This window comes from Pseudonocardia sp. HH130629-09, from assembly GCF_001294645.1.
Classification (GTDB): domain Bacteria; phylum Actinomycetota; class Actinomycetes; order Mycobacteriales; family Pseudonocardiaceae; genus Pseudonocardia.
In genome coordinates this window covers 1,707,420-1,730,456 of the sequence record NZ_CP011868.1, presented here as the reverse complement: position 1 = coordinate 1,730,456, position 23,037 = coordinate 1,707,420, and the positions used below count along the sequence as shown (strand labels likewise).

Here is a 23,037-nt window from a genome sequence, read left to right as displayed (position 1 = left end):
TCCCGGCGCTCAGCCGTTCTGCTCGGCCCACTCGGGGTCGGTCGAGGCGTCCCACTCGGCGTCGGCCGCCGCCTCGTCGGCGTGGTCGGCGTCGCGGGCGAGCTGGTCGCTGACCTCCGGGTCCCCGACCGGGGACTCGTCGACCACCGGCACGACGCCCTCGTCGACGTCGTGCACGGCGGCCTCCTCGGCGCTGGCCGCGCCGCCGTCGATGCCCACGTCGGTCCCGGCGCCGTCGACGGCCGGGTCGCCCGCGGCGGAGTCGGTGGCGGCGGTCAGCCGCCCGGAGCGGCTCGGGTCGCCCTCGGGCAGCTCGTCGGGCAGCTCCCGGGCCAGGCGCGCGTCGTGCGACTCGCCCGCCTCCTGGCCCGCCGCGGTCACCGCGTTGTCCTCGACGCCGTAGGGGCGGTCCGGCGGGACGTAGCCGGAGTCCAGCGGGTCGGTGTCCGACGGACCGGTCAGCGCCTCGTCGGTGTCCAGCTGCATCGCCGACGCCATGTCCGGCGCCTCCGGCTGGAACTCGTTCTCGTCGCCTGAAGCGGATGCCATCGCCTGCGGGTCTCCTCGCTGTGGCCGTGTCGGGTGGTGTTCGGTCTCGGATGTTCGGTATCGACCGTGCGTACCCGGCGTCGCCTCCCGCCATGCGCCGGCGCCCGGACGCTACGGTCGCCGACACCGGACCCGCCGTGGCCGGTTCCCGCGCCGCACCCGTCGTACGAAGGAGCACTCCCCCGTGACCGCCGCCCCGTCCGCCCGTTCCGGTGACAGCACCCGCAGGGCCCTGCTCGCCGCGGCCGCGGACCTGTTCACCGAGCACGGCTACGACCGCACCTCGGTCCGCGCGATCGCCGACCGGGCCGGGGTGAACCAGGCGCTGCTCTTCCGTTACTTCGGCAGCAAGGACGCCCTGTTCGCCCGGGTCGCCGCCGAGCGCGCCCTCGCCGGGCTGCACGACGGCCCGCCCGAGGAGCTCCTGCCCCGCCTGCTGCGGTCGATCCTCGACGGCGGCGACGGGCCCGAGCGCGACCTGTTCGGGCCCGTCGTGCGCTCGGCCGGGACGTCGGAGGCGGCCGCGGCCGTGCGGGTGGAGCTGGCCGGGGCGTTCACCGAGGCGTTCGCGGCGCAGGCCACCGGCGCCGCCGACCGGGCCGACGCCGAGCTGCGCGCGGAGCTGGTCCTGACCTGGCTGCTCGGGCTGAGCCTGGTCCAGCCGCTGCTGCCCGAGGGCGCGGTCGGGCGGGCCGACCCGGACACGGTGCTGGCCCACGTCACGCGCGCCGCGCGCACCCTGCTGGAGGCACCCGGGGTCAGCCGGTGAGCCGGTCCACCTCGGCGCGGAACCGCTCGCGCTGGGCGGGAGTCTCCCGGGTCCGCGACAGGTAGTGCTCGGGCCGCGGGGCGCGGTCGTGCCAGAACCGGCCGGTCCCGACCGCCGAGGACGGCGCGGCCGCGAGCCACACCGCGGTGTCCGCACCCTGGGCCGGGGTGCGCAGCACGGGGCCGACGACCCGGTCGAACAGCGGCAGCGACCCGGTGACGCCCGGGGTGCGGGCCCAGCCGGGGTGCAGTGCGTGCACGGTGACCTGACGGGGGGCCAGCTCGTCGGCGAGCAGCCCGGTCAGGACGACCTGCATCCGCTTGGTGCGGGCGTAGGCCGCGGTGCCGCCGTAGTCGCCGGTGCGGAACTGCAGGTCGTCGTCGCGCAGGGGCTGGGCGTACATGCCGCCCGAGGACATGATGATCACCCGGGAGTCACTGCCGGACCGCTCGGCGCCGGCCGCGAGGGTGTCGGTGAGCAGCCGGGTCAGCAGCAGCGGTCCGAGGACGTGCACGGCCAGGGTCAGCTCGTTGCCCTCGGAGGTCTCGCTGCGCTCGGGCGGGAGCAGCCCGGCGTTGTGCACCAGGACGTCCAGCGCATCGACCTCGGTGGCGAACCGGGTCGCGAACGCGCGCACGTCGGCGAGCTCGCCGAGGTCGCAGACCTGCACCGGGAGCCGGTCGCGGGGCAGGCCGGGGACCGCGGCCAGGATCCGGTCCTGCGCGGCGACGCCCTTGTCCCGGGAGCGGACGAGCAGGTGCACCGTCGCACCGAGCCGGACGAGCCCGGTCGCGATCGCCTCCCCCAGCCCGCCGCCCGCGCCGGTGACGAGCGCGGTGCGCCCGGTCAGGGCGCCGCGCGGCGGGTCGGCGCGGTCACCGCTCCACCCCGGGCGCCGCAGCAGGTACCCGATCCGTGAGTAGCCGGGGACCAGAGTGCGGTCGAGGACGGTATCCAGAGCGCTGCCGAGCACGGACCGATCCGACCACAGCGCCGCGCCGCCCGCGCGTCGATCAGCCCTGCAGACCCGGACCGGAGACGTAGGGGGTGCCGGGGACGTTCGCCGTCGGGAGCTTCGGGACGGCGTCGGTGACCGGGTCCGCGGTGGAGATCCGCTCCATCGCGCCGCAGCTGGACAGCGAGTACGACAGCGGGTTCACCGGCGGGGCGGTGGCCTTGTCGAAGCCGTGCTCGACCTTGCGGATCGACATGGTGCCGCCGGTGAGCTTGTACATGTTCCCCGACGGGTTGGGCGCCTCCAGGGTGCCGTTGCCGTTCTCGTCGACCTCCCACTCGCCGACGGTCTGGCCGCCGGGCAGCGGGTTGGTGCCGTCGAGGATGCAGGGGTTGTTGTTGGTGGCGCTGGAGGTCGCGCCGTAGAAGAACGACACGTAGCGGGCGTCCGGGTCCATGCCGGTCGCGGTGCCGGAGACGGTGTCCTCATCCACGGTGGCGGTCCCGGCCACGCCGTCGGTGTTCTTCGACGCCAGGTCGACCTGCGTGGGCCCGGTGCTCGGGCCGCCGACGACCCCGGCCACGTCCGGCAGGCCGCCGAGACCCGAGTAGTCGGGCAGGCCCGCCGTGCGCGCGACGCCGGACAGGTCCGGCAGCGGGCCGTCCCTGCCGGTCAGCGGGGTGGTGTCGGGCAGGCCCGCGATCTCGTTGAAGCCCTCCAGCGGTCCGCCCGCGGTGAGGCCGGGGACGTCCGGGAGCTCGTCGGTGCTGCCGTCGGTGACGCCGGGGACCGACGGCAGCTCCGGCACGACGTCGCCGAGGCCGGTGAGGGTGTCGGTCGGGCCGGCCAGCGGGCTGTTGCCGGTGTCGGTGCCGACGACGGTGCCCGCGGTGCCCACCGCGGTGTCGACCAGCGAGCCGGCCTGCCCGGCGCCGGGCACCGAGGCGCTGGCGTCGGACAGGGTCTGCGCCGGGTCGGGCAGCGACGTCAGGGGCTTCGTGGGGGTGTTCAGGTCGACGCCCTTGCCGAGGCCGCCCGTGAGGTCGCCGAGACCGGGGACCGCGTCGAGCGGACCGGTCGACGGGGCGGCGGAGTCCTTCGTGCCGGACGAGCCGGCGGAGGTCCGTTCCGACTCCTCGGAGTCCTGGTCCGACGTCCCGGAACCCTTCTCCGACTTCCCGGAGGCCTCACCCGACTTCCCCGAGCCCGTGTCCGACTTCCGGGAGCCCTTGTCCGACGTGTCGCGGCCCGGGCCGTCGTCGGCCGAGGAACCCGGGGAGCCCGAGGAGCCCGATCCCGAGCCGCCCGACCCCAGCACCGAGCCGACGACGTCCGCGCCGGTCACCAGGTCGCCCAGGCCCCCGGAGGAGGACCCCGACGAGCCCGGGGAGTCCGAGCACGACCCGCCGACCGGGGTGGTGCCGTCGGGACAGTCCGCCGCGGCGCCCGACGAGTCGTCGTCGGAGCCCGTCCCGGCGAACGCCGTCCCGGCCGTCCCCCCGGAGGTCAGCAGCAGCGCCGCGAGCGCGGCGGGGGCGGCGACCCGGCGCGCGGTGCCCGCGGAGGGAGCGGCATGCCTGCGCCGCCCGCGGAGGGACCGGCCGGCGGCCACCGCCGCGGCGACGCCGGTCGAACGGTGGCCGGTCCGGGTGTGCTTGCCCATCTCGAGCGGTCCTTTCCGCCTCGCCGCGGGCGAGGGTGCTGGGGAGCGGTGGAGGACGGCGCGGGCACCGGCGTGGCCGGGGTGCGGGGGCACCCCTGGGGAGCGGCCGGATCGTGCCGGGTCACCCGGCTCGTCCGGTTCGGGACGTTACGAAACGGTCACCCGTCGAGGTTGCTTTCCTGAGAGGGCATCGGCGACCCGGGCGATCACGGGTCGACCCCGGACGCCGAGTGACGGGTCGGCTGGACCGAACGGCTCAACGATCTACGACGAACACGCTCCGTGTTCTCAGGATCGCGGGAGGTCCCCTCCGTTCAACGAGCGGGCCACGTCGGAGTGACGGGTCGTCGCAGATCCGCCACCGCTCGTACGTCCCGGCGCGTGGCCGCCATCCGGACGGGGAACTAGCCGAGGCGCTCGCGGACGGCGTCGAGGTTGCGTTCCATCCCGGTCCGCCACTCCCGCAGCCGGCCCTCGACGATCCGCTCCTCCTTGTCCGGCCACCGCTCGATCGCCGCGGTGAGCCCGGACGGCCCGGGGCCCATCCGGGCCCACTGGCGCAGCACGGTGCCGTCGCCGTCGGGGGTGAGCTCGAAGCGCCAGACGGCGGTCTCGCCGCACTCGGCACCGGCCTCGACGGTCCACTCGAACACCCGCCCGGGTTCCCAGGCGGTCACCGTGGACACGGTGCTCCACGCGCCGCGGGCCTCGTGGTGGTGCTCGCCGCGCAGCCGGGCGCCGGGCCCGGGGCGGTCGCCGTCGACCCACTCCGCGCGCTGCATCTCGGTGGACACCTCCACCAGGAACTGCGGGTCTGTGACCAGCGCCCACACCGCCCGTGGCGGTGCGGCGACCCGGGCGGCGGCCTCGGTGGTGGGTCCGTCGGCGTAGCGCATGCGACCTCCTCGTCGTCGGCCCGCGGCGGGTCAGCGCTCGTCGGCACCCCGGCGCAGCAGGTAGGTGTCCATGATCCACCCCTTGCGCTCCCGGGCCTCGGCGCGGACCTTCAGGATCTCGTCGGCGACCTCGTCGAGCGGCCCGGCGACGAGCAGCTCGTCCGGCGTCCCCAGGTAGGCACCCCAGTAGATGTGCAGCTCACGACGCCGCTCGGCCGGCAGCGTGGCGAAGGCGGTACGGCCGTCGAGTATCACGACGACGTCGTCGACGTCGTCGGGCATCCCCTCGGCGATCCGGCGCCCGGTGGTGATCAGGACGGGGCGGCCGACCCGGTTGAGGATCAGCCGGTGGGCGGCGGCGAGCGCGGCGACGCTGGAGATCCCGGCGACCGACTCGACCGCCCACTGCTCCCCCGCGCCGTCCAGGACCCGGTCGAGCAGGCGCAGCGTCCCGTCGTAGAGGGAGGGGTCGCCCCACACCAGGAACGCGCCGGTCTCGCCGTCGGCCAACTCGGCGTCGAGCATCTCGCGGTAGAGGCGGGCCCGCCGGTCCTGCCAGTCGACGACGACCTCGCGGTAGCGCTCGTCGTCGCGCTCGACCTCGGTGCCGCGGTCCCGGCCCACCTCGGGCGCGGTGACCAGCCGGTACCCGCCGTCCGGGCGGTGCCGGCGCAGGATCTCGGTGCGCAGCGCCAGCAGGTCGTCCTGCGACCCCCCGCCGTCGAGCCCCTTGTCGATGACGAAGACGACGTCGGCCCGTTGCAGGGCGCGGACCGCCTGGAGGGTGAGGTGGTCGGGGTCACCCGCCCCGATCCCGATCACGAGAACCGTGCGCACCGGCATGACCGTAATGGACCCCGGACACGCCCGGGCACTCCCCCGATCGGCAGGCACCTCCGGTCCGGTGTCGCCCGATGCGCGCAGCGCGCGACCCCGTCTCGCCCCGTCGTCACTCGGTAGTGTCGGAGTGGCCGGCGAGCCGGGCCGCGTCACCGGCCGACCGCCGACGACCGACCCCCACGCGCCACCCCGGGAGGCCACGTCACGGTGCCCACCAGCGAGAGCACCAGCAGGATCCTGACGATCGGGCACCTCGTCGAGTCGCTCGACGACGGTGGCGTCGCGGCCGCGCTCGGTGACCTCGCCGTCGCCGCCCCGGACGCGGGGTTCCGGGTGGTGGTCGTCGCGCTCGCCCCGTCCGGGCACTCCGAGGTCGCCGAACTCCTGTCCGGTGCCGGGGCGCCGCCGGCCGAGCTGAACGTCGCACCGTGGGACCCGCGCGCCGTGCTGAAGGTGCTCGCCGCGTTCCGGAAGCACGGCGTCGACCTGGTGCACACCCACGGAGCCCGACCCGACGTCGTCGGCTCGGCCGCCGCGGCCCGCCTGCGGGTGCCGGCGGTGTCCACGCTGCACCACATCCACGAGCACCCCGCCGACCGCGGCGACCAGCTCCGGCGGACCGCGAAGACGTTGGCGCGCAAGCGGTTCATGACCCGCACGATCGCGACGTCGGCCCTGCAGCGCGACTGGTACCGCCGCGCCGCCGGGTCCACCGAGGGCCTGTCGGTGATCCCGGACGGCGCCGCCGACCCGGGCGAGGGCACGGCCGAGGAGCGGGAGCGCCTGCGGCGCGGGCTCGGCGTGGACGACCACGAGGTCGTCGCCGTCTCGGTCGCGCCGATGCGCCGCGGCCAGGGGCAGGACATGCTGCTCGACGCCGTCGCCGGGATCGGTCCGGACGAGCCGCTCACCGTGGTGTTGGGCGGCGACGGGCCGCTGCGGCCGTGGCTGGAGTCGCGCGTCGCCGCCGACGAGTCCCTGTCCGGCCGGGTGGCGTTCCGCCGCAGCACCGACCCGGTCGCGCTGCTCCGCGCCGCCGACGTGCAGCTGCACACGACCCGGCACGACACGATGCCCCGGATGCTGCTGCTCGGCCACGGCACCGGGACCCCGGCGGTCGCGACGCGGGTCGGCGGGATCCCGGAGATCGTGACCCGCGAGACCGGCCTGCTGGCCCCGGTCGACGCCACCCGGATCGCCGACGAGCTGGTGCGGCTCACCCGCGACGCCGACCTGCGCGCCCGGCTCGGGGCCGGGGCCCGGCGGCGGTTCCTCGACCGGTTCGCGGCGGCGCCGTGGGCGGCCCGGCTCGGCGACGTCTACCGCAGCGCGGCCGGGGTGGCGGGCGCGCCCGCCCCCGCCGAGCTGGACACGCCGGAGCCGGTGGGCCGGGGCTGATCCGGCCCGGCTGCGGCGGTCCCCGCCGGCCCGGCTCAGTGCGGGACGGGCGCGGGCCGGTCGGCGACCGGGTTCTCCAGGGTCCCGACGCCGTCGATCTCGACGGTGACCCGGTCTCCCGCGGTCATCGGCCCGACCCCGCCGGGGCTCCCGGTGAGCACGACGTCGCCGGGCTGCAGCGTGATCCAACGGGTCACGTGGGCGAGGATCCGCGCGACGTCGAAGATCATCGCCCCGGTATCGGACTCCTGGACGGTGCGGCCGTTCAGCGTGGTCCGCAGCCCCCACGGCCCCGCGCCCGGCTCGGTCTCGATCCACGGCCCGAGCGGGCAGAAGGTGTCCGCGCTCTTCGCCCGCGCCCACTGCCCGTCGGCGCGGTAGTCATGCGCGGTGACGTCGTTGGCGCAGGTCAGGCCGAGCACGTGCGACCAGGCGGTGCGTTCGTCCAGGTCGCGGGCCCGGCGACCGATCACCACCGCGAGCTCGCCCTCGTACTCCAGGCGTTCCACCCCGGCCGGGCGCAGCACCGGCTCCCCCGGCCCGACGACGGCGTTGGGCGCCTTGAGGAACAGCGCGGGCCGCTCCGGGCGGGGGCGCTCCTTCTCGGCGAGCTGGCAGGGGTAGTTGCTCCCGACGCACACGATGGTGCGGGGGTCGCAGGGGGCGAGCAGGACGACCTCGGCGAGCCGCCCGGCGACCGCTCCCGGCCCGGACGGGCCCAGCTCGCGGACGACGTCGCCCTCGCCGGTGGTCTCGACCCGCCCCGTGCGGGGGCCGTGGCCGGAGTCGTAGCGGACCAGTCGCATCCGCTCACCCCGTCCCGGCCGGGCCGAGTGCCTCGCGCACCAGCTCCAGCGGGTGCCAGGCGGTGCGCCCGGCGCCGTGGAAGATCTGCTGGCGGCAGGAGACGCCGGTCGCGGCGACCAGGGTGCCGGCGGGCTCGGCGTCGATCGCCGGGAGCAGCCGGTCCCGCCCGACCTCCATCGAGGTCGCGTAGTGCTCGACCTCGAAGCCGAACGAGCCCGCCATCCCGCAGCAGCCGGAGTCGATCTCGGAGACCTCCAGCCCGGGGATGCGGCGCAGCAGCGCGAGCGTCGCCGCGGTCCCGACCTCGGCCTTCTGGTGGCAGTGGCCGTGGTAGACCACGCGCCGCCCGCTCAGCGCCGACCGCTCCGGCAGGACCAGACGGCCGTCGTCGAGGGCCTCGACGAGCAGCTCCTCGACCTGGCGGACCCGCTCGCCCACCGACCGGGCCTCGGCGCTGTCCGGGAGCAGGGCGAGGGTCTCGTCGCGCAGGGTGAACACGCACGACGGCTCGCAGCCGACGATCGGCGCGTCGGCCGGGGTGTCCCGGGCGAGCGAGGTGACCAGGCCGGTCGCCTTGCGGCGGGCGTCGTCGAGCAGTCCGTTGGACAGGCTGGACCGGCCGCAGCAGCCGCCGCCGGCCAGCTCGACCCGCCACCCGGCGCGCTCCAGCAGGCCGATCGCGGCCCGCCCGATGTGCGGCTCGGTGAAGGTGGTGAACGAGTCGGCCAGCCACACGACGGTCCCGGCCGGTGCCCCGGCCCGCGCGGGGTCGCGGCGCCGGTACCACCGCACCAGGTTGTCCCAGTCGAAGCGCGGCAGCGGGCGGCGCGCGGTGATCCCGACGGTCCGTTCGGCGAGCCGGCGCAGCACCCCGACCCGGCCGGGCAGGTTGGACAGCGGCGCGGTCGCCGACCCGAGCCGGTTCAGCGTGCGGATGGCGCCGAACAGCCGCGAGCGCAGCGGCGTGCCGTGCACCGCGTGCTGCTGGTGGAGCGCCTCGGCCTTGAGCGAGGCCATGTCCACGCCCATCGGGCACTCGCTCTTGCAGGCCTTGCACATGAGGCACAGATCGAGGATCTCGTGCAGCCGCCCGTCGGCGAGCCCGGCGGCCGGGTCCGGTTCGGACAGCGCCTTGACCAGCGCGTTCGCCCGGCCGCGGGTGGAGTGCTCCTCCTCGAGGGTGACCTGGTAGGACGGGCACATCACCCCGGCCGTGGTCTTGCGGCACAGGCCGATGTTCATGCAGCGGTCGGCGGCGTCGCGCATCCCGGTGGCGCCGGGGCCGCCGATCACCTCGAACGACAGCGCCGTGGTCAGCCGCGGGGCGGGCGGCAGCGCGTCGCGGTCGCGCAGGTTCTCGGTCATCGACGGGGCGTCGACGATCTTGCCGGGGTTCATGACGTTCCCCGGGTCGAACAGGGCCTTGACCCGGCGCATCGCCTCGTACAGCTCGTCGCCGAAGATCTCGCGGTTGAACTCCGAGCGCGCCAGGCCGTCGCCGTGCTCGGAGGAGTTCACGCCGCCGTACTCGGCGACCAGGTCCTTGATCCGCTCCGCGACCCGGCGCATCGTGGCGACCTGGGCCGGGTCGGTGAGGTCGACGAACGGGCGGATGTGCAGGCAGCCGACCGAGCAGTGGCCGTAGAACCCCGCCTCGAGGCGGTTCTCGTCGAGGATCTCCTTGAACCGCGCGGTGTACTCGGCCAGGTGCTCGGGGCCACCGCGGTGTCCTCGACGAAGGCCAGCGGGCGCCGGGTGCCCTCCCCCGCCGCCATGAGCAGCCCGAGGCTGGACTTGCGGACCTTGAGCAGCGCGGCCTGCTCGGCGGGGGTGACCAGCTCCAGGGTGTGGTAGCCGTGGCCGTGGCGCTCCCAGAGCGCGGCCAGCGCGCGCAGCTTCGCCACCAGCCCGGCCTCGTCGTCGCCGGAGAACGAGACGAACAGCAGCGCGGCCGGGTCGCCGACGAGGTGGTTGCCCAGGTCGGCGTACTCGATCTTGCGGCGGGACAGGTCGAGGATGGTCTTGACCATCATCTCGACCTGGTGCGGATCGCAGCTCAGCGCGTCGGCGGTGGCGGAGATGGCGCCGTGCACGGTGTTGAAGTGGCCGACGGCGTAGACCGTCCGCGCGGGCTTGGGCACCAGGTCGACGACGGCGCGGGTCGCCAGAACTAGCGTGCCCTCGGCACCGACGACGAGCTTCGCCAGGTCGAACGTCCCGGACTCCGCGAAGCCCGCGAGCCGGTCCAGCCGGTAGCCGCAGGCCCGGCGCCAGAAGAGCGGCATGCCCGCGGCGATCGCGTCCTCGTTCTCGGTGACCAGCGCGGGGAGCTCGCGGTAGAGGGCGCCCTCCAGGGTGTCCGCGGCGGCACGACGGCGGCGCTCGTCGGCGTCGACGGGTTCCAGCCGGGCGGTGGAGCCGTCGGACAGCACGACGTCGAGCGCGCGGACGTGGTCGATCGTCATGCCGAAGGTCAGCGACCCGCTGCCCGCGGAGTTGTTGCCGATCATCCCGCCGATCGTGGCCCGGTTGCTCGTGGAGGTGTCCGGGCCGAACATCAGCCCGTGCGCGGCCGCGGCCCGGTTGAGTTGGTCCTGCACCACCCCCGCCTCGACGACGGCGGTGCGCGCCACCGGGTCGAGCTCGACGATCCGGTTGAGGTGCCGGGACAGGTCGAGCACGAGCCCCGGTCCGACGGTCTGGCCGGCCAGGCTGGTGCCGGCACCGCGCGGGACGACCGGCACGCCGAACTCGGCCGCGGTGCGCACGGCCGCGGCGACGTCGTCGTGGGTCCGGGGGAAGACCACTCCGAGCGGGGTGATCGCGTACATGCTCGCGTCGCGGGAGAACAGGTGGCGGCTGTAGTCGTCGAAGGCGACCTCGCCGGTCACCCGGGACCGGAGCGTCTCCTCCAGACCCGGGACGGCGGTGGTGGCGGTGGCGGGACGGGTCAGCTCGGCGGTCATGGGGTGGCGTCCTCTCGCGACGGTGCGGGGGCGGTCGGGGCGGGTCAGTCGGTCTGCAGCCGCTCCAGCGCCGCGTCGAGGCCGGAGCCCGCGACCGGCACCCCGGCGAGACCGAGACCCATCTGGACACCGGCGAGGGTCCCGGCCAGCGTGAGGTCGTTGAACGCACCGAGGTGGCCGATCCGGAAGATCCGCCCGGCGAGGCGGCCGAGACCGGCGCCCAGCGACATGTCGAAGCGGTCGAGGATCACCGCGCGGACCTTGTCGGCGTCGACGTCGTCGGGGACGAGCACGGCGGTGAGCGCACTGGAGTACTCGCGCTCGTCGAGGGCCAGCACCTCCAGGCCCCACGCCCGCACCGCCGCCCGGGTGGCCTCGGCGTGGCGGGCGTGGCGGGCGAAGACGTTCTCCAGGCCCTCGTCGTGGAGCAGGCGCAGCGCCTCCTTCAGCCCGTACATGAGGTTGGTGTTCGGGGTGTAGGGGAAGAAGCCGCGCTCGTTGGCCGCGAGCATCGGGCCCCAGTCCCAGAAGGTGCGCGGCATCGTCGCGGTGCGGGAACGCTCCAGGGCCTTGGCGCTGATCGCGTTGAAGCTCATCCCCGGCGGCAGCATCAGCCCCTTCTGCGAGCCGGCGACGGTCACGTCGACGCCCCACTCGTCGTGCCGGTAGTCGATGGAGCCGAGCGAGGAGATGGTGTCGACCAGCAGCAGGGCCGGGTGGTCGGCGGCGTCTATCGCGGCGCGGATCTCGGCGATCCGGCTGGTGACACCGGTCGAGGTCTCGTTGTGCACCACGCAGACGGCGGCGATCCGGCGGCCGGTGTCGGCGGCGAGCCGTTCGGCGACGACGGTGGGGTCCGCCCCGTGCCGCCAGTCGCCGGGCACGAGGTCCACCCGGAGCCCGAGCCGGCCCGCCATCTCCTGCCACAGCGTGGCGAAGTGCCCGGTCTCGAAGCACAGCACCGTCTCCCCCGGGTTCAGGGTGTTGACCAGGGCCGCCTCCCACGCGCCGGTGCCGGTGGCCGGGTACATCACGACCGGGCCGGTGGTGCCGAAGACCGGGCGGACGTCGCGCAGCAGCTCCGTCCCCAGCGCCTGGAAGTCCGGGCCGCGGTGGTCGATCGTCGCGGCCGACATGGCGCGCAGCACCGAGTCCGGCACGTTCGTCGGGCCGGGGATCTGCAGGAAGTGCCGACCGGCTGCGTACGTCATGAGGTCCTCCACGCTCGGTGACCGATGGTTCCGGATGGCGGAATCCGGGTCTCGCGCTGATGACGGTATACCGTCTACAGTCTGCCGTCGAGAGGGTGCTGCAGGGCCTTCCCACACCCCGGCGGGCGGCATCGACGCCGCTTGACGGGCGTGTGTGATCCTGCTGATACTCGGGATATCGAATTCGTTTTCCGCAGTGCGGAAAATGCGGCCCGGCGACGTCGCGCGGACCGCGTCATCAGTTCCTGTCTGCGTCAGTGCCGACCCCAGAGGAAACCGATGTCCATCGAACTCATCACCATCGTGGCACTCGCCCTGGTGTTCCTGATAGCGACGATCCTGCCGGTCCACATGGGCGCGCTGGCCTTCGTCGCCGCGTTCGTCGTCGGCACGGCGTTCGTCGGGGAGGACACCGACGACATCGTCGGCGGGTTCCCCGGCGACCTGTTCGTGATCCTCGTCGGCGTGACCCTGCTGTTCGCCATCGCCAAGGGCAACGGGACCGTGGATCGCCTGGTCCAGCTGGCGGTACGGGCCGTCGGTGGCCGGATCGCGCTGATCCCGTGGGTCATGTTCGGCGTCACCGCGGTCCTGACCGCGGTCGGCGCCGTCGTCCCCGCCGCGGTCGCCATCATCGCGCCGATCGGCATGGGATTCGCCCAGCGCTACAAGATCAACCCGATGCTGATGGGCCTTCTCATCATCAACGGGGCGAGCGCGGGCGGCTTCTCGCCGATCAGCATCTTCGGCAGCATCGTGAACGGTGTCGTCGCCCGCAACAACCTGCCGAGCAATCCGGGACTGCTGTTCGTCTCGTCGTTCGTGTTCAATCTCGCGCTCAGCATCGTCGTGTTCCTGATGTTCGGCGGACGGGAACTGCTCCGCCGTTCCCGGGATGCCGCGGGATCCTCCGGCGCCGGCGACGACCGGGTCGCCGTGGCCGCCGAGCCGGGCACCTCGCTCGCCCTGGGCGGCGGCGCCGTTCCGCACGGCCGATCACGGACGGTGACCGGTTGGACCGGGTCCGGTGGGTCCGGGGCCGCCGAGCCGCACGGCCCGGACGACGACGAGCCGCACCGCCCGCTCGAACGCGACCACGTGTTCACGATCCTGGGCCTGGTCGCCCTGGCCGTCGGCGCACTCGCGTTCGGCCTCGACGTCGGCTTCACCGCGCTCACCGTGGCCGCGGTCCTCTCGGTCATCTCGCCGTCCTCGGCCAAGGCGGCCGTCGGGCAGGTCGCGTGGCCGACGGTGCTGCTGATCTGCGGGATCGTGACCTTCGTGTCGCTGATGGAACGGGTCGGCACGATCGACTGGCTCGGCAACCTCGTGACGACGATCGGGTCCCCGCTGCTGGCCGCGATCATCATCTGCCTGATCGGCGCGATCGTGTCCGCGTTCGCCTCGACCACCGGCATCCTCGGCGCCCTGATCCCGCTGGCCGTGCCGTTCCTGCTCGCCGGCGAGGTGGGCGCGGTCGGCCTGATCATCGCGCTGTCGCTGTCGTCGTCGGTGGTGGACTCCTCGCCGTTCTCCACCAGCGGGGCGCTGGTCGTCGCGAACGCGCCGGCCGACCAGACCGACCGGGTGTTCCGCGGGCTCATGATCTGGGGCTTCAGCATGTGCGCGGTGGCGCCGCTGCTGAGCTGGCTGATCTTCGTCGTCCCCGGCTGGGGCTGATCCGGTGCCGGGAACGGGAGCAGGCCCGGGCGGCGGCGTCCAGTCCGTCGTCCGGGCCTTCCGGATCCTCGACGTCCTGGCCGAGGCGGACGGGGAGCTGTCGATCAGCGAGCTCGCCGTGGCCGTCGACCTGCCGCAGCCCACGATCCACCGGATCGTCGCGACCCTGCGCGAGCTCGGCCACGCCCACCAGGTGGCCAACCGCCGCTACACCCTGGGGCCCCGGCTGATCGGGCTCGGGGACCGGGCGTCGCGGGTGCTGGGGTGCGCGCCGGGGACGACCTGCGCGCGGTGGCGGAGCGGTTCGGCGAGACCGCCAACATGGCCGTGCTCGACGGGGAGCGCGCCGTCTACACCGCGCAGGTGCCCGGGCCGCACTCGATGCGGACGTTCACCGAGGTCGGGCGACGGGTGCCGCTGCACAGCACCGGCGTCGGGAAGGCGCTGCTCGCCCAGCTGCCCGCGCCCGCGGCACGGCGGCTGCTGGGCTCCACCGGGCTGCCCGCGGCGACCGACCACACCGTCGTCGACCCCGACCGGCTGCTCGACGAGCTCGACCGCATCCGCCGGGCCGGGTTCGCCGTGGACGCCGAGGAGCAGGAGGTCGGTGTGTTCTGCGTGGCCGTCCCGCTCGCCGGGGTGTCCAGCCCGGCGGCGCTGTCGGTGTCCGGCCCGATCCACCGCTTCGGACACGACCGAGTCCCCGAGGCGGCCGCGCTGCTGCGGGCCGCCGCCGAGGGCATCGGTGGGACGCTCGCGTGAGCGCCGCCCGGAGCTCAGGCCCCGCGGCGGCGGGCGAGCCACTCCTCGGACTCCGGCGTGCCGCCGTCGAGCCGGTCGACGAGGTCGAGCAGGAACGACGTGTGGCCGTGCTCGGTCAGGGCCCGCTGTGCGACCTCCGGGTCCCCCGCCTCGACCACCGCGAGCAGCTCACGGTGCCGCTCGACGTTCTCCAGCAGGGACTCGCGACGGGCGGTGCGGTTCATCGCCATGCACAGCTGCATCTGGAACGACAACGCCCGGTAGGCCTCGGTCAGCCGCGAGTGCCCGGCCAGAGCGACCAGCGACAGGTGGAACTCGAACTTGTGGTGCAGGAACCGGCTCTCGTCGCCGGCCCGGCCGACCTCCTCGAACGCCGCCAGGGCCGCCCGGCAGCGCTCCAGCCGCTCGGGCACGCGCACCGGCACACCGAGGCGGACGGCGAGCGCCTCCAGGTCCTCGCGCAGGGTCACGATCTCGTAGACGTCGTGCCGGGTCAGCGTGCGCACGGTCGCGCCGCGCCGCGGGTGCGCGACGACCAGGCCCTCGTGGGTCAGCGTCTGCAGCGCCTCGCGCAGCGGCGGGCGGGAGACCCCGAGCCGCTCGGTCAGGCGCGCCTCGACCAGCCGCTCCCCCAGCGCGAGCTCCCCGGAGAAGATCATCGCGCGCAGGGCGTCGGTCGCCAGCTCCGCCATGGACGGCGGCGCGACGATCCGGCCACCGGTACCCGTCTGCACCGCGGTCACCGCACCCACCTCTCCCGTGATTCCGTATACCGTATATCAAGGCCGACGCCGACGACCCCGGAGGGCTGCCGATGCAGACCGACCCACCGCTGACCGGAGTGCTCGTGCTGGAGGTGGGGGCCTTCATGGCCGCGCCGTTCGCGACGATGCAGCTCGCCGACCTCGGAGCCCGGGTGGTCAAGGTCGAGCCGCCGGGCACCGGCGACCCGACCCGGTCCGCGGGGCCGTTCCTCGACGGCGAGAGCTCCCCGTTCCTGCGGCTCAACCGCAACAAGGAGTCCGTCGTCCTCGACCTCAAGGACGAGCGGGGCCGCGCCGCGTTCCTGGCCCTGGTCGACCGCGCCGACGTGGTGGTGGAGAACCTGCGGCCGGGCGCGATGGACCGGCTCGGGCTCGGCTACGAAGCCCTGGCGCAGCGCCGCCCGGAGCTGGTGTACGCCTCGGCGTCGGGCTGGGGCGTCGACGGTGCGGCCGCGACGCGGCCGGGGCTCGACATCATGGCGCAGGCCGCGAGCGGACTGATGAGCGTGACCGGGGAGCCCGACGGCGACCCGGTCAAGGTGGGCGTGCCGGTCTGCGACCTGGTGACCGCGCTCTACGTGGCGCTCGCGGTGACCGCGGCGCTGCGCGAGCGGGACCGCTCCGGGACCGGCCAGCACATCGACGTCTCGCTGCTGGAGTCGGGCGTCTCGCTCGCGGTGTGGGAGGCGGGCATGTACCTCGGCGACGGGGAGGTGCCCGCGCGGCAGGGCTCGGCCCACCAGCGCTACGCCCCCTACCAGGCCGTCCGCACCCGCGACGGGCACGTGACGGTCGGTGCGAACACCACCCGGCTCTGGACGTCGCTGTGCGCGGCGCTCGGGCTGGAACGCCTCGAGCACGACCCCCGCTTCGCCGACCCCGGCTCGCGGCTGGCGAACCGGGTGGCGCTGATCGACTGCATCGAGACGGTCACGACCACCCGGTCGTCGTCCGACGTGCTCGCCGCGCTCGACGCGGCCGGGGTCCCCTGCGCGTCCATCGCCGGCTACGACGAGGTCTTCACCGACCCGCTGCTCACCGGCCGGGACTTCTTCTGGGACGCCCCACACCCGACCCTGCCCGCGGTCCGCCAGCTGGGGTCGCCGATGCGCTTCTCCCGCACCCCCGCGCGGCGGGGCACCGCCGGGCCCCCGCTCGGCGCGGCGACCGACGATGTCCTCGCCGAGCTGTCCGACCCCGCCCGCGGGGGCCACGCGTGAGCCCGGAGGTGACCGCGGAGCTCGCGGCCGGGGTGCTCACCGTGACCTTCCGCCGTCCCGAGCGGCGCAACGCGCTGACCTGGGACATGTACGAGGGGCTGGTGGCGGCGTGCGAGCGGGCCGACGCCGACCCGGAGGTCCGGGCGCTCGTCGTGCGCGGCGAGGGCGGCCGGGCCTTCGCCGCGGGCACCGACATCGGCCAGTTCCGCGCGTTCACCTCGGGCGCCGACGGGGTGGCCTACGAGCGCCGGGTCACCGCAGTGCTCGACCGGGTCCGCGCCGTCGGCGTGCCCACCGTGGCCGCGGTGGCCGGGTACTGCGTCGGCGGCGGGCTGGGCATCGCCTGCGCGGCCGACCTGCGCATCGCGACGCCCGGGTCCCGGTTCGGCGTGCCGATCGCCCGCACGCTGGGCAACTGCCTGTCCGCGCGGACCCTGGACCTGATGGTCGAGGCCCTGGGCCGACCGCTGACCGCGGACCTGCTGCTCACCGCGCGGATGCTGGAGACCGAGGAGGCCGCGCGGGTGCCGGGGTTCCTGCACGCCGTCGTCGACGACCTCGGCGCGGGGCTGGACGCGCTCACCGGGCGGCTCACCACCGGCGCGCCGCTGACGATCTGGGCGACCAAGCGGCTGCTGGACGACCGGTCCGCCGACGACACCGCGGTGGTCGACCGCGTCTACGGCTCGACCGACTTCCGCACGACGGTCGCCGGTTTCGGGCAGGGCGGCACCCCGAGCTGGACCGGGACCTGATCCCGGGCTCCGGTCCGCCACCGGGGCGGACCGGAGCCCCGGGGTGGGCGCCGGACCGCCGGTCCCGGGTGGCGGGACCGCCGGGCCCGGACCGCGGTCAGCGGCGCCGCAGCGGCCGGGCCGGGCCGGTCAGCGGCGGGGTCGTCCCGCCCGCGGCCTGGACCTGGCGGCGGGCCTGCAGATAGAGCGCCGGACCCGACACCAGCCCGCGCAGCTTGCGGGCGCCCGCACCCCCCGGCAGCGCGACGACGTCCTGCGGCGCCGGGTGCTCCTCGACCGCGACCGACCCGAACCGCTCCGGCGACGGCCCGGGCCCGCCGACGATCGCGGGTGTCTGCTGCTCGTGGCGGGCCCGCGCGACGGCCCTCGGCGCCGAGGACTCGCGGCGCACGATGTCGCGCAGCCGCCCCAGCGCGGCCGGGAACCGCCGCACCGCCAGCCGGCGCGCCCGCGGGTCCAGCGCCACCTTGCCCAGGAAGGCGCCCAGGCCGAGCGCGTAGCCGCCCATCTGGTCGCGCAGCTCCCCCGACGACGGCCGGTGGTGGTGCCACACCCACGCCGACGGCAGGTAGGCCAGGGTGCCGCCGTCGAGCACGATCCGGACCAGCAGCTCGATGTCCTCGCCGCCCCGGGTGGGCATGCCCGGGCCGAGCGCCTCGTCGAACCCGCCGAGCGCGCGGACCGGCTCGGCACGCACCGCCAGGTTGGCGCCGATCCCGAACAGGCCCGGGGAGAACGGGAACACCGGGGAGTCCGCGGGTGGGTCGTCGAGCCGGAACCGGCGCGGCAGGAAACCCTTGTTCCAGGCCAGCGCGACGTCGGCGGCCCGCTCCTCGGGGGTCTCCAGCCGCGCGGCGAGCACCGGACCGCTCAGCGCGACGAGCTCGGGGTCCTCGGCGAAGGACCCGGCGATCCGTGACGCCCACCTCGGGTCTGGCTCGGTGTCGTCGTCGGTGAACGCGACGACCGCGGTGCGGGCCTCGGCGAGGCCGCGGTTGCGCCCGACCGAGACACCGCGGCGCGGCTCACGGACGTAGCGGACCCGCGGGTCCCCGCAGTCGCGGACGACCTCGCGGGTGCGCTCGTCGGGCGGGTCGTTGTCGACGACGAGCACGGTCACGTCCGGGTGGTCGCCGGCCAGCACCGCGGCCAGGCAGCGACGCACGCTCTCCGGCCGGCCCCGCGTCGCGACGACGACGGTCAGCGGCTCGGCCGACACCGCGGGCTCGGCCGGTGGTTCGCGCCCGGCGACGGTCGCGGCGGCCCGCGCCAGGTCCGCGGCGCGCGCCCGGCCCCCGTGCAGCGGGACGACGGCCTGACCGACGGGGACACCGCCGTCGGTGACCAGCAGCCGGGCCGAGCCGAACCGCGGCGGGACGACGAGGTCACCGGCCCCGTGGCCGCTGCCGTGCACGCCGCGGTGGTGGGCGAGCTCACCCACCCAGACGGGGTCGCCTGCTCGGTCCGGCACTGCTGCGACCTCCCGCGATCGTGGGTCGGTGTCGGTGGTCGGTGTCGGCGGGTCCGTGTGGGGGGCCGGGTCGGAGGGCCCGGCTCCGGAGCCCGTCCGCTCCCGGACGCCCCCCGCGTGCCTCCCGGATGCCTACGTCGCGGACCGCCGCCCGGTTCACCGTGTGCGGCCGGCGTCACGCCGAGCCGCACCGGTTCCCGCTCCGGGCACCGGCCCGGGCATCGACCCGGCCGGCGCACGCCCCGCCGGTCGCGACGGGCACCCACCCCGATCGTCGCAGAGCACACGACACCCGCGCTCACCAGGCACGGGACCCGCATCGTGCGCTGCTCCGTCCGCCACGGTCCGGACGACTTCCCGGCCCAGTCACGCCGACGAGGTGCCACCGGCGGCACCGCCGGGTTCGGGACATGGTGGTCCGTCCGGGGCTCTCCCGGTCACCGTGCGCACTGCGACACCCGCGTACGCACACCGTTCGGCGCGGCCGAACGACCGTACGACCCGAACAACACACCGTCTGCACCGTTGGTCGCAGCCCCGGTGCGCGGATCGCGCCGGACCGGCCGTTCGCCGCACACCCGGCGAGCCCGGTCGGTGTCCGTGTCACGGAGCGGTTACGGTCGCTCTCGGCTGGTCGACGAGACGTCGGCTGGTGCGCCTGGTCGGTCCCACGCTCCCCGCTGACCGACACTCCCCCTGGCGCCCACCCAGCACGCAGCGGGCGGAGCCGTGTCCGGTCACGAGGACCGGGGCGGATCCGAGGTGGCGAGGACCCCCGAATGACCACTGCACTCACCCCGGACCTCCATACACCCGAGAGCGACGTCCCCCGGCGTCGCCGGGACCGTGACGCCGGCGCGGGCATCTCCGCCGCCGAGCTGCTCGCGCGCTACTCCGAGGCCGGTTTCGACGCCCCCGCACCCGGCAGCCGCCGCGCCCGCCGTTCCGAGGCCCCCGGCCCGGACCTGGAGCGCATCGACACCCCCGCGACCGGCGTCCCCGCCGCGTCCGGCGGCGACACCGTCATCACCCGCGACGCGCCGGACACCCCCGCCGGCGTCACCTCGCGGACCGCGATCGGCCTGCTCCGCGGCACGTCGGACACCGGGCCGCTCGGGCGTCACCCGCGCGCCGTCGTCGCGACCATGTCGGCGACGCTGGTCGGCGCCACCGCGGTCATGGGCGTCGTGTCGACGCTCAGCTCCCCGGAGTCCCCGGAGCAGTCCCCCGAGACCTCCGCGGACATGGACCTCACCGGCGCGGCCAACGAGGCCACGATGAAGCTGTCGGTCCCGGCTGCGGGCTCCGAGCACGGCGGCACCGGCACCAGCGACGCCGCGTCCACCCTGACCAGCGGATTCGAGCACGTCACCGCGTCGGTCCCGCAGGCCTTCGAGAAGGCCGACGCGGCCCGCATCGCCGCCGTCGCCCAGAAGGAGGCCGCGGCGAAGGCGGCCGAGGCCCGGGCGAAGGCCGCCGCGGCGTCGGCCCGGCACGGCGGGGACGACGACGGCGACGGTGGCGGCGTGATCGGCGACATCGTCGGCGGCCTGACCGGCGGCTCCGCCGAGGGCTCCCAGGCGCTCGCGCAGGCCAAGCAGCAGCTCGGCAAGCCCTACAAGTGGGGCGCCACCGGCCCGAGCGCGTTCGACTGCTCCGGCCTGATGGTGTGGGCGTTCGAGCAGATCGGCATCGACCTGCCGCGCACCTCCAGCGCGCAGTCGCAGATGGACGGCACCCCGGTCTCCAAGAGCCAGCTCAAGCCCGGCGACCTGGTGTTCTTCTACTCCCCCGTGAGCCACGTCGGCATCTACGCCGGCAACGGCAAGGTGCTCCACGCCTCCACCAGCGGCGAGCCGGTCAAGTACTCCGACGTCGACGCGATGCCGTTCCACAACGCCGTCCGGGTCTGACCCCCGCCGCACCCTGCCTTCGAGGCCGCACCCCTGGGGAGGGGTGCGGCCTCGACGCACGTCCGGACCCCGCCCGCCCGCGGCCCAGGGCCCGACCAGCGACCCACAGCCTCACAGCCCGCGCAGACCCGCAGCCCGCGCGGTGATCCGCCCGGCGCGCGGCGATCCGCGGGGCGCGCGCGAACAACGGATCACCGCGCGAGCTGCGGATCATGGCGGACCGCGGGCAGCACCGGCGGGCGGCTCCCGTGGGAGGCGGCGGTTACAGCGAGCGGAGTCGTTCGGCGACGGCCTCGGGCAGCACGTCGGAGATGAACGCGCCAGCGCCGGACTCGGACCCGGCCAGGTACTTGATCTTCCCGGGGGCCCGGCGGATCGAGTGCAGCCGAAGGTGCAGCCGGGCGTCGGAGCGGCCGTCGGACTCCAGCACCGGTGCCTGGTTCCAGCCCGCGACGTAGGGCAGCTCGTCGTCGTAGAGGGCGTCGAGGCGGCGCAGCACGTCCAGGTAGAGGGTCGCGAACTCGGCGCGCTGGGCCTCGTCGAGGGCGGGCAGGTCCGGGGTGGGCCGGTGCGGGTACAGGTGCACCTCGACCGGCCAGCGCGCCGCCTGCGGCACGAACGCCGTCCAGTGCTCCCCGGCCACGACGACGCGCTCCCCCGCCCGCTCGGCGGCCAGCTGCGTGTCGAACAGGTTCTCCCCCGTGGCCTCGCGGTGCGCGGCAACGTGGGCCAGCATCCGCTGCGGGAACGGCGGGACGTAGGGGTAGGCGTAGATCTGTCCGTGCGGGTGGGACAGCGTCACCCCGATCTCGGCGCCCCGGTTCTCGAACGGGAAGACGTAGCGGACCCCCGGCCGGGCACCCAGCTCGGCGGTCCGGTCGGCCCACGCCTCCAGGACCAGGCGCGCCCGGTCGGGGGTGAGCCGGGAGAACGGGGTGTCGTGGTCGTCGGTGAAGCAGACGACCTCGCACCGCCCCGACGCCGCCTGCGGCACCGGGCCCGGTTCGGGCAGCGGGGCGCCGGGTGCGGATCCGAAGGCCGGGAAGCGGTTCTCGAACGCGACGACGCCGTACTCCGGGCTCGGCACCTCGGTGTGGCGACCATCGCGGCTGGGGCACAGCGGGCACTGGTCGGCCGGCGGCTTGTAGGTGCGGTCCTGCCGGTGCGCGGCGATCGTCACCCACTCCCCGGCCAGCGCGTCGTAGCGCAGCTGCGAGGCGGGCACCACCCGCGGGAGGTCGCGGGCGTCGACCAGGTCGGCCGGGTCCCGGGGTGCGTGGTCGGGGCCGTCGAACCAGAGGATCTCCCGGCCGTCGGCCATCCGGGTGGCCAGCTTCTGCACCTTCTGCACGTACGTCACCTTCCGGGCCGGGCAATGATCACGTGGTCGACCTCGCCCTCGAGGACCGCACGGTCGGCGTCGGCCAGACCGCTGTCGGTCACGAGCACGTCGGCCTCGGACAGCTCGGCGATCGTCGAGATCCCGACGGTGCCCCACTTGGTGTGGTCGGCGACGACCACCAGCCTGCTGCCGGACTCGATCAGGGCGCGGTTGGTGTCGCGCTCGGTGAGGTTCGGGGTGGAGAAGCCCGCCGCGGCGCTCATCCCGTGCACCCCGAGGAACACCGTCTCCAGGTTCAGCGAGCGCAGCGCGGCGATCGCGACCGGGCCGACCAGCGCCTCCGACGGCGTCCGCACACCTCCGGTCAGGATCACCGTGGTCCCGCGGGAGTCGGCGCCGCCGGTGTGCAGCGCGTCCGCGACGGCGACGGAGTTGGTCACCACCGTCAGCCGCGGCACCGCGGCGAGCAGCCGGGCGAGCCGCCAGGTCGTCGTGCCCGCGGACAGCCCGATCGCGGCGCCGGGGGTCACCAGCTCGGCGGCCGCGGCGGCGATGGCGTCCTTCTCCTCCAGCTCGCACACCGACTTGGCGGCGAACCCGGGCTCGGACGTGGTGTGCTCGCCGACGGCCGTCGCGCCGCCGTGCACCTTGTCCACCAGGCGGCGCCGGGCCAGCACGTCGAGATCGCGGCGCACGGTCATCTCCGACACACCGAGGTGGTCGGCGAGCTCGGACACCCGCACCGCGCCGCGGGTGCGGACCTGCTCCACGATCACCTCGCGCCGCTGCTCGGCGAGCAGGCTCATCGTGTCCGGGCCGGACACCGTCGGGGCTTCACCCGCACAGAATGCAACACAACCGAACGTGCGGCAAGTGTTGACCGAGCGTATCGATCGGCTACCCGAGGGGCATCCAGGTCACCGAGCGGTCTCGAGTTCGAGCGAAAGTGTTCACTTCTGATCGAATCCGGTCTAGCTTGTGCGTTGGTCCGCGCAACGCGCCGTCGTGCACCACCGGCCGGCGGACCGGCAGCACACGCACTCGACGGCGAGGAGCTATCCGAGATGGAGCATCAC

General features: G+C 75.0%; 19 protein-coding genes and 2 pseudogenes. 8 read left to right on the top strand and 13 right to left on the bottom strand.

Annotated features, from left to right (window positions below):
• Positions 1–9 precede the first annotated feature (9 nt).
• A complete protein-coding gene (locus XF36_RS07835) occupies positions 10–549 on the bottom strand; it encodes a DUF5709 domain-containing protein (RefSeq protein ID WP_060711469.1) in 540 nt (179 codons plus the stop codon).
• Positions 550–733: 184 nt separating this feature from the next.
• On the opposite strand from XF36_RS07835, the gene XF36_RS07830 reads away from it, so the two are divergent.
• Positions 734–1,318 carry a TetR/AcrR family transcriptional regulator gene (locus XF36_RS07830; protein WP_060711468.1) on the top strand — a complete coding sequence of 195 codons (585 nt, stop codon included), beginning with the start codon at positions 734–736 and terminating at the stop codon, positions 1,316–1,318.
• Here the strand turns inward: XF36_RS07830 and XF36_RS07825 are convergent.
• The 4 genes from XF36_RS07825 to cobF form a co-directional block, all read right to left on the bottom strand.
• Positions 1,308–2,291 (bottom strand): SDR family NAD(P)-dependent oxidoreductase, encoded by a 984-nt coding sequence (locus XF36_RS07825; RefSeq protein ID WP_202968491.1) that lies wholly within the window; start codon positions 2,289–2,291, stop codon positions 1,308–1,310. The two genes, XF36_RS07830 and XF36_RS07825, sit on opposite strands and share 11 nt — an antisense overlap.
• A 40-nt stretch (positions 2,292–2,331) precedes the next feature.
• Positions 2,332–3,936, bottom strand: coding sequence for a hypothetical protein (locus tag XF36_RS07820; RefSeq protein WP_060711466.1), 1,605 nt, complete (start codon positions 3,934–3,936; stop codon positions 2,332–2,334).
• A gap of 404 nt (positions 3,937–4,340) precedes the next feature.
• Complete coding sequence (locus tag XF36_RS07815; protein ID WP_060711465.1) at positions 4,341–4,832, bottom strand: SRPBCC family protein; 492 nt, start codon at positions 4,830–4,832, stop codon at positions 4,341–4,343.
• Positions 4,833–4,862: 30 nt separating this feature from the next.
• Entirely contained in the window at positions 4,863–5,669 is an 807-nt protein-coding gene (gene cobF, locus XF36_RS07810; protein ID WP_202968490.1) for a precorrin-6A synthase (deacetylating), read from the bottom strand.
• Positions 5,670–5,879: 210 nt separating this feature from the next.
• On the opposite strand from cobF, the gene XF36_RS07805 reads away from it, so the two are divergent.
• Complete coding sequence (locus XF36_RS07805) at positions 5,880–7,070, top strand: glycosyltransferase family 4 protein (RefSeq protein WP_238589173.1); 1,191 nt, start codon at positions 5,880–5,882, stop codon at positions 7,068–7,070.
• A gap of 35 nt (positions 7,071–7,105) precedes the next feature.
• On the opposite strand, the gene XF36_RS07800 is transcribed toward XF36_RS07805, so the two are convergent.
• The 4 genes and pseudogenes from XF36_RS07800 to XF36_RS07790 form a co-directional block, all read right to left on the bottom strand.
• Entirely contained in the window at positions 7,106–7,876 is a 771-nt protein-coding gene (locus tag XF36_RS07800; RefSeq protein ID WP_060711463.1) for a fumarylacetoacetate hydrolase family protein, read from the bottom strand.
• Between the two features lie 4 nt (positions 7,877–7,880).
• Positions 7,881–9,080: a (Fe-S)-binding protein gene (locus XF36_RS33840; RefSeq protein WP_238589299.1), complete on the bottom strand. Its 1,200-nt coding sequence runs from the start codon at positions 9,078–9,080 to the stop codon at positions 7,881–7,883.
• Between the two features lie 237 nt (positions 9,081–9,317).
• Positions 9,318–10,708, bottom strand: a pseudogene (locus XF36_RS33835) (FAD-binding oxidoreductase); the annotation flags it as partial.
• Positions 10,709–10,887: 179 nt separating this feature from the next.
• A complete protein-coding gene (locus tag XF36_RS07790; protein WP_060711462.1) occupies positions 10,888–12,054 on the bottom strand; it encodes a pyridoxal-phosphate-dependent aminotransferase family protein in 1,167 nt (388 codons plus the stop codon).
• Between the two features lie 279 nt (positions 12,055–12,333).
• Here XF36_RS07790 and XF36_RS07785 point away from each other — a divergent pair, with 279 nt between their 5' ends.
• From XF36_RS07785 to XF36_RS07780, 3 genes and pseudogenes are all read left to right on the top strand, one after another.
• On the top strand, positions 12,334–13,734 hold the full coding sequence (locus tag XF36_RS07785; RefSeq protein WP_060711461.1) for an SLC13 family permease: 1,401 nt from the start codon (positions 12,334–12,336) through the stop codon (positions 13,732–13,734).
• Positions 13,735–13,738: 4 nt separating this feature from the next.
• A pseudogene (locus tag XF36_RS33830) lies at positions 13,739–13,873 on the top strand (helix-turn-helix domain-containing protein); the annotation flags it as partial.
• Positions 13,874–13,998: 125 nt separating this feature from the next.
• Positions 13,999–14,496 (top strand): IclR family transcriptional regulator, encoded by a 498-nt coding sequence (locus XF36_RS07780; protein WP_238589172.1) that lies wholly within the window; start codon positions 13,999–14,001, stop codon positions 14,494–14,496.
• A 14-nt stretch (positions 14,497–14,510) separates the two neighbouring features.
• On the opposite strand, the gene XF36_RS07775 is transcribed toward XF36_RS07780, so the two are convergent.
• Positions 14,511–15,239 carry a GntR family transcriptional regulator gene (locus tag XF36_RS07775; protein WP_374203909.1) on the bottom strand — a complete coding sequence of 243 codons (729 nt, stop codon included), beginning with the start codon at positions 15,237–15,239 and terminating at the stop codon, positions 14,511–14,513.
• Between the two features lie 71 nt (positions 15,240–15,310).
• On the opposite strand from XF36_RS07775, the gene XF36_RS31405 reads away from it, so the two are divergent.
• On the top strand, positions 15,311–16,480 hold the full coding sequence (locus tag XF36_RS31405) for a CaiB/BaiF CoA transferase family protein (RefSeq protein ID WP_060711459.1): 1,170 nt from the start codon (positions 15,311–15,313) through the stop codon (positions 16,478–16,480).
• A complete protein-coding gene (locus XF36_RS31400; protein ID WP_060711458.1) occupies positions 16,477–17,235 on the top strand; it encodes an enoyl-CoA hydratase in 759 nt (252 codons plus the stop codon). Before XF36_RS31405 ends, XF36_RS31400 begins: the two co-directional genes overlap by 4 nt.
• Positions 17,236–17,332: 97 nt before the next feature.
• On the opposite strand, the gene XF36_RS07760 is transcribed toward XF36_RS31400, so the two are convergent.
• On the bottom strand, positions 17,333–18,706 hold the full coding sequence (locus XF36_RS07760; protein ID WP_060711457.1) for a glycosyltransferase family 2 protein: 1,374 nt from the start codon (positions 18,704–18,706) through the stop codon (positions 17,333–17,335).
• A gap of 779 nt (positions 18,707–19,485) precedes the next feature.
• Here XF36_RS07760 and XF36_RS31395 point away from each other — a divergent pair.
• Positions 19,486–20,619 (top strand): C40 family peptidase, encoded by a 1,134-nt coding sequence (locus XF36_RS31395; protein WP_060711456.1) that lies wholly within the window; start codon positions 19,486–19,488, stop codon positions 20,617–20,619.
• A 262-nt stretch (positions 20,620–20,881) separates the two neighbouring features.
• Here XF36_RS31395 and galT read toward each other — a convergent pair whose 3' ends face one another.
• A complete protein-coding gene (gene galT, locus XF36_RS07750) occupies positions 20,882–21,961 on the bottom strand; it encodes a galactose-1-phosphate uridylyltransferase (RefSeq protein ID WP_060714510.1) in 1,080 nt (359 codons plus the stop codon).
• 14 nt (positions 21,962–21,975) lie between these two features.
• Entirely contained in the window at positions 21,976–22,767 is a 792-nt protein-coding gene (locus XF36_RS07745; RefSeq protein ID WP_060714509.1) for a DeoR/GlpR family DNA-binding transcription regulator, read from the bottom strand.
• Positions 22,768–23,037 lie beyond the last annotated feature (270 nt).